Source organism: Aureimonas sp. AU40, assembly GCF_001463785.1.
Lineage (GTDB): Bacteria > Pseudomonadota > Alphaproteobacteria > Rhizobiales > Rhizobiaceae > Aureimonas.
Window position 1 is genome coordinate 167,716 of sequence record NZ_BBWL01000046.1, and the last position, 8,252, is coordinate 175,967.

An 8,252-nucleotide genomic window follows, 5' to 3' on the forward strand; every position below is an offset into this window, starting at 1 on the left:
CCAAAGCTCGCCCCTCCAACCCGAGGTCCCCGCCATGCCGCCCGCCTTGACGGACTATTTCTCCCTCGTCGGTTTCGGCCCCGGTGGCTGGGGCGCCGCTCTGCTGACGGCGACGGCGATGACCCTGGCCGTCTCCGTCTGCGGCTTCGCCGCCGGTTCGGCGCTCGGCGCCCTCGTCGCCTGGGCCAAGCTGTCGCGGCGGCGCGCCTTACGGGTCTTGGGAGACGCCTACACGACCGTGCTTCGCGGGGTTCCCGATCTTCTCGTCATCTATCTCTTCTATTTCGGCGGCAGCGCCGTGCTCGGCTCCGTGGCGGGGATCTTCGGCGCGGGCGGCTTCATCGGCATGCCTGCCTTTCTGACCGGCATGCTGGCGATCGGCGTCGTGTCGGCGGCCTATCAGGCCGAGGTCTTTCGGGGCGCGTACCGGTCCGTCGCCAAGGGCGAGCTCGAAGCGGCGCGCGCAGTCGGCATGCGCCCCTGGCCGATGGCGCGCCGCATCGTGGTGCCGCTGGTGCTGCGCTACGCCGTGCCGGGCCTCGGAAACACCTGGCAGCTCGTCCTGAAGGAATCCGCGCTGATCTCGGTGACGGGTCTGGTCGAACTCCTGCGCCAGTCGCAGATCGCCGCCGGCTCGACGCGCAAGCCGCTCGACTTCTATCTGACGGCCGTTCTTCTCTATCTCGCGATCACCTGGGTCTCCACGCTCCTGTTCCGCCGTGCCGAAACGCGGGTGTCGCGCGGCGTCAGGAGGGCTGTCTGATGGACCTTCCCTTCCTCTGGCACACATTCGTCGTGCTGCTCGGCGGCCTGCCGCTGACCTTGGAACTGGCGGCAATCTCGATCCTGGCCGGCTACCTCCTGGCTCTGGCGATCGCCTTTCTCGGCAGCTTCGCCGGCCCGCTCGGCTCGGGCTTCGCCAACGTCTATGTCTTCGTGTTTCGCGGCTCGCCGCTCTTGGTGCAGATTTTCCTGATCTACTACGGCCTCGGGCAGTTCCGACCGACGCTGCAGCAAATCGGCCTTTGGCCCTTCCTGCGCGATCCGTTCTGGTGCGCGGCCCTCGCGCTGACGCTGAACACCGCCGCCTATGGCAGCGAGATCTTCCGGGGCGGCCTCAGGGCGGTGCCCGCCCGCGAGGTCGAGGCGGCACGCGCCTGCGGCATGTCCGGCTTCCTTCTCCTGCGCCGGATCGTCGTTCCCATCGCACTGCGCCAAGCCCTGCCCGCCTATGGCAACGAGATCATCCTCATGGTGAAGGCAACCGCGCTCGCCTCCATCATCACCCTGATGGAGGTCACCGGCCTCGCGCAGAAGCTGATCTCGGAAACCTTCCGCGCCGTGGAGGTCTTCGTCGTCGCCGGGGCGATCTATCTTGCCCTTAATTTCATCCTCACCCGGATCGTCCTCGCCGTCGAGCACCGCCTGTCGCCCCATCTTCGCGACAGAAGCGTCGGGGAAATCGATGTCAGGAGCGCCCATGCTTGAGCAACAACCCCCCGCTCCCTTTCCCAACGCCGGCGCCGTTCCCGCCGTGTCCGTCACCGAGCTCAGAAAATCGTTCGGCGCGCTCGAAGTCCTGAAGGGCGTGTCGCTCGAAGCGCGGGAGGGCGAGGTGATCTCGATCCTCGGCTCCTCGGGATCGGGCAAGTCCACGATGCTTCGATGCATCAACATGCTGGAGGTTCCCGACTCCGGCGATGTCGCGGTCGGCGGCGAGATCATCGCTTTGCGCAAGCGACGCCACGGCACGGAACCCGCCGACCGGCGACAGGTCGACCGGTTGCGTTCCCATATCGGAATGGTGTTTCAGAGCTTCAATCTCTGGTCCCACATGACGATCCTCGAGAATGTCGCGGAAGCGCCGATCCACGTTCAGAAGCGCCCGAAGGCGGAATGCCTGGAAGAGGCCGAGGCGCTTCTTGCCCGCGTCGGCATCGCCGACAAGCGCCATCACTACCCCTCGCAGCTTTCCGGCGGGCAGCAGCAGCGGGCCGCGATCGCGCGCGCACTCGCCCAAAGGCCCAAGGTCATGCTGTTCGACGAGCCGACCTCGGCGCTCGACCCCGAGCTCGTCGGCGAAGTGCTGCGGGTCATGCGCTCGCTGGCCGAAGAGGGGCGCACCATGCTGGTGGTCACCCACGAGATGAGCTTCGCGCGCGACGTGTCCAGCAAGGTGGTCTTCCTTCACAAGGGCGCCGTGGAGGAGGAAGCGACACCCGCCGACTTCTTCTCCAACCCCAACTCCCCTCGCGTCCGCGAATTCCTGTCGCTTTCGGCCGGGCATCGGCTCTAAGCGGAAGCTTTGCTCGGGTCGAACGCGAGGCGGCTTCAGTCCACGATCGCATGCGGCACGAAGCGGGAGAGGTTGCAGGTGATGCGGGAGCGATCCTCGCGGATGCCGAGGCCGCAGGCGAGATCGCCGACGACCCACGTGCCGAGAACCGCGAACTGCCCCGCCGCCTCGAACAAGGGCGTGAACGCCTGCACCACGGTCGGCCCCTCGCCGTAGTCGCCCTCCGTTTCCTCCGCCGTCCGGCCGTTCTCCCGGATCGCGACGTTCTCTCCCTCGCGGGAGTGGAAGGGCTTGCGCACGCTGCTGGTCAGCGTCTCGGCTCTCGGATCGTCCGAAAAGAAGGCGGGCAGAAGGTTGGGGTGGCCGGGATGGCGCTCCCACAGGAGCGGCAGGATGCCCTTGTTGGAGAGGATCGCCTTCCAGGGCGGCTCCACCCATTGCGTGCCCGAGGTTGGGAGATGGCGCGCATAGGGCTCGCGCATCATGTCTTCCCAAGGATAGAGCTTGAAGCAACGATCGATCACCCGCTCCATCGGATCGACGAAGCGCCCGGCCTCGTCCACGCCGATCGAACCCATGTCGATCAGGGCCGTGCGGTGGCCGGCCTGCACGGCGCAATCCATGAGATAGGCGGCAGTGCCGCGATCCTCGTCGCTGGCGGTGATCGCGGCGAAATGGAAGATGCGGTCCGCCGGATGGGCGGCGAAGGCGGAGATCAGGCTTTCCTGGATCAGGTTGAACTGATCGGCGCCCTCCGGCAACCGGCCGAGTCCGACCTGATCGATCAGCCAGTCATACTGGAAATAGGCGGCTTCGAAGACGCCGGTCGGCGTGTCGGCGTTGTATTCCAGAAGCTTGGCCGGGCCTCGCCCGTCATAGGCGAGGTCGAACCGGCCATAAAGCGAGGCTTCGCCGGCACGAAAGGAGGCGCGCACCGTGTCGAACTGATCGGCGGGAATGGCGAGCCGCGTCATCAGAGCCTCGGACTCCACGACCTCCGCCGCGAGATCCCGGCACATCTCATGCAGGGCCTGCGTCGGCGCCTCGATCCCCTCTTCGATCTCTTCCATGGTGAAGCGGTAGTAGACGTCGTCCAGCCAATAGGGCTCGCCATACATTTCGTGGAAGCCGAAGCCGACGGCCTCCGCCTTGGCTTGCCAGCCGTCGCGGGCGGGAATGGTCAGGCGTTCCATGCGTCACCCGCCATGGGAGCCGCCACGCCCGAAGGACAGGCCCCCGAAGCCGCCGCGCGAGATGGCGCGCGTGTTCACGTTGGCCGGGCGTGGCGGGGTGACCTCAGTCCCGACTACCGGGTCCGAGCGCAGGGTCTTGCCGGAGCGGTTGGTGAAGATCGGCGTCGAGCGCGGATAATAGCCGCCGCTGTAGCCGCCGCTGTAGCCCGAATGGCTCTGCACCGCCGAGGACAGGAGATAGCCGGTCATGAGAGGCAGGAAGATGCTGCCGACGCCCGGCTGGCCCGTCTGCTCGCGCGGCACCTCAACGCAGTGCCCGGCCCCATACTCGCTCTCGCAGGCCGTCCCGCTGTCGAACTTGGGGGCCGAGCGCATGTGCTCCTTCATCGCCGCCTGATATTCCGACTGGCAGACGCCGGTGGAATAGCCGGCCTCGACGCATTGCGCGACCGAGGTGTACATCGTGTTCTCGTCCGGCCCGCCGTCGCAGCGCGACAAGACCAGCGTCCCGGCGGCGATCGTGCCGAGGGCCAGGAGCGGCCCGCTTGCGAGATCGGTGAAGCGCTTCCTCATGGCGGCGGTCTCACGACGTCATGCAGGCGGCGTTGAGGACGCCGACCGCCAGCGAAATGCCCGCCGACCAGAGCCCTCCGGCCATTTCGCCCTCCGTGATGCGCCGGGGCATGTCGCGCATGGCGAGGCATGCGACGCCGAAGGCGATCGCTTGGAACACGCCGCCGATCAAAGCCCAGATCGCGAAATCGGCCAACGACACGGAATGGGCGGCAGCGGACGCGAGCGGCAGCGAGAAGCCCAGGATCGCGCCCAGAAACGCCACCACCGCCGCCGAATTGCCGGTGCGGATCAGGCGTAGCTCGTGCTGCGGGGTCAGCGCGGAATAGGCGGCCGCGAAGGCGGCGAGGGCCGCGAGGCCCGTGGCGAAATAGGCGAGGAAGGCCGGCAGGCCCGCGACGTAGCCGAACATGTCGGGAGGGTTCCTTTTGCGAAGAGTCGAGAGGTCAGAGACGGCGAACGTCGGCCGCCATCAGCCCGTAGCCGATGATGAACTCGATCGAGCTTCCCTGCGCCGCCGCCTTCCGGCCGAGGTCGCGCTCGATATTGATGAGCAGCATTTCGCGGCCCTCGCCCAGCTGGCGGGCATAGAGCATGCAGGACTGATGGATCTCGCGGCGCGCCTCGCCGTCTTCCACGGTCTCGACGAACTCCACGAGATCGGCCCGTCCCGCGCCCTCGCCCCAGAAGCGCTCGAACAGGACGCCGTCGGCGTCGTAGCGCGGCTGGCCGATCAGGCCGGCGGGCCCGCGCCAATGGGTCCACTCGGCCGAGCCGACGGGCACCACGCTGTCCCAGGGGCGATAGAGGCTGACGTCGATGAGGTCGTCGCCCGGCGCGCCGGAGGCCGACAGCACCTGGAGGATCGTGTTGTCGGCGTCGTAGTAGCGCGACAGGACCATGTCGGCGTCGAGCCGCGCCTCGCCATAGGCGGCGACGATCATCATGCCTCCGGCGGGCACGGGCATGGCCGTCGACGCGCCGGCCATCATGGCCTGGAGGCTGAGCGTGTCGATGTCGATACCGCCGCCGATGGCGACGCCGAGAGGGCCGCGCTCCGCGGGAAGGTCGCTCGCCTCGCTCCCCGATCCCCAACCAAAGATGCGTCCGATCATCGCTTCGTGCCTTGTTCCGTCCCGCACAACCAGTATGACATAACGGCCACCCGGTGAAGGCGTGGTGACGAGTTCGAACGGGAGTTCGCAAAGACGTGGCAAACTGGAACCTCGCATCCCTTACGGAACTCTTTGCGGCCGATCCTCCGGCGCTCGGCGACGTGGACGTGTCGGTCGAGGGGGACGTCCTTCGCGTGACGCTGAAGGAGAGAGGGCATCTCGATGTCTTCGTCGTCGCCGGCGGCGACCAGATCCTCGCCAGCGTGATGCTCGCGCCCGCCGAAAGCGTGCCGAACCGGTCCGCCTTCGAGCGGTTGGCGCTGAAGACCCACAAGCTCGTGCCGCTCTCCACCTTCGGCATCTCGACCGTCAACGGCGAGGAATGGTACGAGCTGTTCGGCTCGCTGTCGGCCCGGTCCTCGGCCGAGGTCGTCGTGGAAGAGATCGCCGTTCTCGCCGGCAACGCGGCGGACGCCGCCGCCTTCATGTCCGAGTGGCGCCAGGGAAAGGGCCAAGCATGAGCGTTTGGGGCAAGCTGTTCTCCGCCGTGCGCGGGGGCATCAACGAGGCGGCGGAAAGCGTGGCGGACACGCAGGCGCTGCGCACGCTCGATCAGGAAATCCGCGAAGCGGACGCCGCGCTGCGCAAGGCGCGCGCCGACCTCGCCGGCATCATGGCCACCGCCAAGGCGCTGAGCCGGCGGGTGGACGAGGCGCGGGCCAAGGACCAGAAGGATCTAGAATCGGCGCGCGCCGCCATTGCGGCGGGCCGCGAGGACCTGGCCCGCCAGCTGGCCGACCGCATGTCGCGCAACCGCTCGGACCTCTCGCGCGACGAGGCGGAGCTGCAGCGCCTCCAGGCCTCGCAGGCGCAGATGCTGCGCGCCGTGCAGGACACCGAAACACGCATCCAGACGATGCGCCGCGAGGTGGAAAGCGTGAAAGCCAACGAGTCCCTCCTGAAGGCGCAGTCGGCCATCGCCTCCAGCCATGCCGGCGTCAACTCGCGGCTCGGCAGCGCCATGGAATCGCTGGAGCGGGTGAAGAAGCGGCAGGAGGCCATCGCCGGGCGGATCGAGGCCGGCGCGGAACTCCAGGCGCTGGAAAGCGGCTCCTCGCTTGATCGGGCCTTGCTGGAAGCGGGGATCGGCGGCAACCGCTCATCGTCGGACGACGTCTTCGCCGAGATCCTGCGGGCGGAGCCCAAGCGGGACGAACTCCCATCGCCCGCGTCGGTCCCCGGCATCGGCTACGAGCCGAAATCCTAACGACGATTCGGCATCTCGTCGGCGAAGGGCCGCCGAGCTTGCGGGATGCGATGGCGCCTCCGCGCGGATCGGCAACGGTCCGGGCGGCGGGCAAGCGCCGGCCTGACGGTGGAGAAGCACTGGCGGACCGCGCCGACCGGGTTGCCCGACAGTCTCTTCCCCATTCCCCTCCCTCTTCGTCGGATCGCGGCAGGCCTGCGCGTGATCTTTCGAGAAGGTGAGATCTTCAACTCCGCGCGCGTTCTCACAAGCTGCGGTCCAGTGCTGGCGCTTCGAGCGGCTCTTTTGCTCGACCTGCTCGGCCTCTCATATCCTCCGGCCAAGGACGATTGATGTCCCCACGCTGAACACGCGCTCCCTCGCAAATGGGAAAAAGGTGCTTCGCCAAGACGATCGCGTAGCGGGTTCGTGGCGGAGGCAAGTGCTGTTCGCTCCCAAGCCATGCGGCGACGATCGGGCTTCGATGCGGCGTCTCGCTCGCCTCCAGCGCGCGCTGGCTCGAATGCCAGCGCTCTGCATAAAGCTCGACGGTTCTTCCCGTCTTGCTTCTCAGGCACCCCCATCCCGCAAGTGCCGGATGATGCCGGAAAAATCGACATCGCCCTGCCCCGCCTCCGCGAAACCCGCATAAAGCTGCTCGGCGTGGTGCCCGAGCGGCGTCTGGGCGCCGCTCGCATCGGCCGCCGCCTTGGCCAGCCGCAGGTCCTTCAGCATCAGGTTCGTCGCAAAGCCCGGCTTATAGTCGTTGTTGGCGGGCGAGGCGGGGACGGGGCCGGGCACGGGGCAGTAGCTGGTGAGCGACCAGCATTGGCCGGAGGAGGTCGAGGCGACGTCGAACAGGGCTTGGGGCGACAGGCCGAGCCGCTCGGCCAGGACGAAGGCCTCCGCCACCGCGATCATCGACACCCCGAGGATCATGTTGTTGCAGATCTTCGCCGCCTGCCCCGCCCCCGGCCCGCCGCAATGGACGATCCGCGAGCCCATGATCTCGAGGAGCGGCCGGGCCCTTTCGAACGCGGCGGCTTCGCCGCCCGCCATGAAGGTCAGCGTTCCCGCCTCCGCGCCCTTGGTGCCGCCCGAGACCGGTGCGTCGAGCGAGGCGAAGCCGGCTTGCGCGGCGAGGTCGTGCGCGCGCCCCGCGCTTTCGATGTCGATCGTGGAACAGTCGACCAGCAGCGTGCCGGGCGTGAGATGCGGCAGCGCCTCCTGCCAGAGCGAGAGAACATGCGCCCCCGCCGGCAGCATGGTGATCACCACGCCCGCCTCGCGCACCGCCGCCGCAAGCGTTTCCGCGACCAGCAAACCGTCCGCCCGCGCCGCCTCGATCGCTGCCGGCGAAACGTCGAACGCGGCCAGCGCGTGGCCGGCGCGAGCCAGATTCAGGGCCATCGGTCGGCCCATATGGCCGAGACCGATGAAGGCGATGCGGTTCGAACTCATGATGGCTTCCTTGGAAAACGCGGCAGGCGACGAAAGACGGGTCAGCGCCAAGACTGGAGGATCAACTCGGCGGCTTTTTCCGCGATCATCAGCGTCGGCGAGTTGGTGTTGCCGGAGACGATGCGGGGCATGATGGAGGCATCCGCCACACGCAGGTTGCCGATGCCCCGCACGCGAAGCGCGGGATCCACCACGGAACCCTCGTCCGCGCCCATGCGGCAGGTGCCGGCGGGATGAAAGATCGTGGTGCCGATGGCGCCGGCGGCGGCCACCAGTTCCTCCTCGCTTTCGAACTCCGGCCCCGGCTTGAACTCCTGCGGCCGGTAGGGCCGGAGCGCGTCCTGCGAGACGATGCGGCGGGTCAGGCG

11 protein-coding genes are annotated in these 8,252 nt (G+C 67.9%); 5 read left to right on the forward strand and 6 right to left on the reverse strand.

All coding sequences use genetic code 11. The features are described 5' to 3' along the window. Positions 1–34: 34 nt before the first annotated feature. From AUL32_RS18690 to AUL32_RS18700, 3 genes are read left to right on the forward strand one after another with little or no spacing between them, the layout of a single operon-like run. Complete coding sequence (locus AUL32_RS18690) at positions 35–763, forward strand: ABC transporter permease (protein ID WP_061978602.1); 729 nt, start codon at positions 35–37, stop codon at positions 761–763. Then, positions 763–1,488 (forward strand): ABC transporter permease, encoded by a 726-nt coding sequence (locus AUL32_RS18695; RefSeq protein ID WP_062118337.1) that lies wholly within the window; start codon positions 763–765, stop codon positions 1,486–1,488. The genes AUL32_RS18690 and AUL32_RS18695 overlap by 1 nt, the downstream gene beginning before the upstream one ends. Next, the gene (locus AUL32_RS18700; protein ID WP_062118340.1) at positions 1,481–2,296 is read left to right on the forward strand and encodes an ABC transporter ATP-binding protein; all 816 of its coding nucleotides are present in this window, start codon (positions 1,481–1,483) and stop codon (positions 2,294–2,296) included. Before AUL32_RS18695 ends, AUL32_RS18700 begins: the two co-directional genes overlap by 8 nt. 35 nt (positions 2,297–2,331) lie before the next feature. Here the strand turns inward: AUL32_RS18700 and AUL32_RS18705 are convergent, their stop codons facing one another. Genes AUL32_RS18705 through AUL32_RS18720 form a run of 4 tightly spaced genes read right to left on the reverse strand, consistent with a single transcriptional unit; the run spans position 2,332 to position 5,165 of the window. Further along, on the reverse strand, positions 2,332–3,489 hold the full coding sequence (locus AUL32_RS18705) for a glutathionylspermidine synthase family protein (RefSeq protein WP_062118342.1): 1,158 nt from the start codon (positions 3,487–3,489) through the stop codon (positions 2,332–2,334). 3 nt (positions 3,490–3,492) lie between these two features. After that, positions 3,493–4,062 (reverse strand): DUF1190 domain-containing protein, encoded by a 570-nt coding sequence (locus AUL32_RS18710; protein ID WP_062118344.1) that lies wholly within the window; start codon positions 4,060–4,062, stop codon positions 3,493–3,495. Between the two features lie 10 nt (positions 4,063–4,072). Then, on the reverse strand, positions 4,073–4,474 hold the full coding sequence (locus tag AUL32_RS18715; RefSeq protein ID WP_062118347.1) for a DUF350 domain-containing protein: 402 nt from the start codon (positions 4,472–4,474) through the stop codon (positions 4,073–4,075). A gap of 34 nt (positions 4,475–4,508) precedes the next feature. Further along, positions 4,509–5,165: a DUF2491 family protein gene (locus tag AUL32_RS18720; protein ID WP_374700968.1), complete on the reverse strand. Its 657-nt coding sequence runs from the start codon at positions 5,163–5,165 to the stop codon at positions 4,509–4,511. A 107-nt stretch (positions 5,166–5,272) separates the two neighbouring features. Here AUL32_RS18720 and AUL32_RS18725 point away from each other — a divergent pair, with 107 nt between their 5' ends. Both AUL32_RS18725 and AUL32_RS18730 read left to right on the forward strand, forming a co-directional pair. Then, positions 5,273–5,698, forward strand: coding sequence for a YjfI family protein (locus tag AUL32_RS18725; protein WP_061978609.1), 426 nt, complete (start codon positions 5,273–5,275; stop codon positions 5,696–5,698). Further along, complete coding sequence (locus AUL32_RS18730; protein ID WP_062118353.1) at positions 5,695–6,444, forward strand: PspA/IM30 family protein; 750 nt, start codon at positions 5,695–5,697, stop codon at positions 6,442–6,444. Before AUL32_RS18725 ends, AUL32_RS18730 begins: the two co-directional genes overlap by 4 nt. A 549-nt stretch (positions 6,445–6,993) precedes the next feature. Here AUL32_RS18730 and mmsB read toward each other — a convergent pair. Together mmsB and AUL32_RS18745 are read right to left on the reverse strand one after the other, a co-directional pair. Next, entirely contained in the window at positions 6,994–7,884 is an 891-nt protein-coding gene (mmsB, locus tag AUL32_RS18740; RefSeq protein WP_062118397.1) for a 3-hydroxyisobutyrate dehydrogenase, read from the reverse strand. Positions 7,885–7,925: 41 nt separating this feature from the next. After that, positions 7,926–8,252, reverse strand: a 327-nt coding sequence (locus AUL32_RS18745; RefSeq protein WP_244497971.1) for a GMC oxidoreductase, incomplete at its 5' end; no start/stop codon positions are given.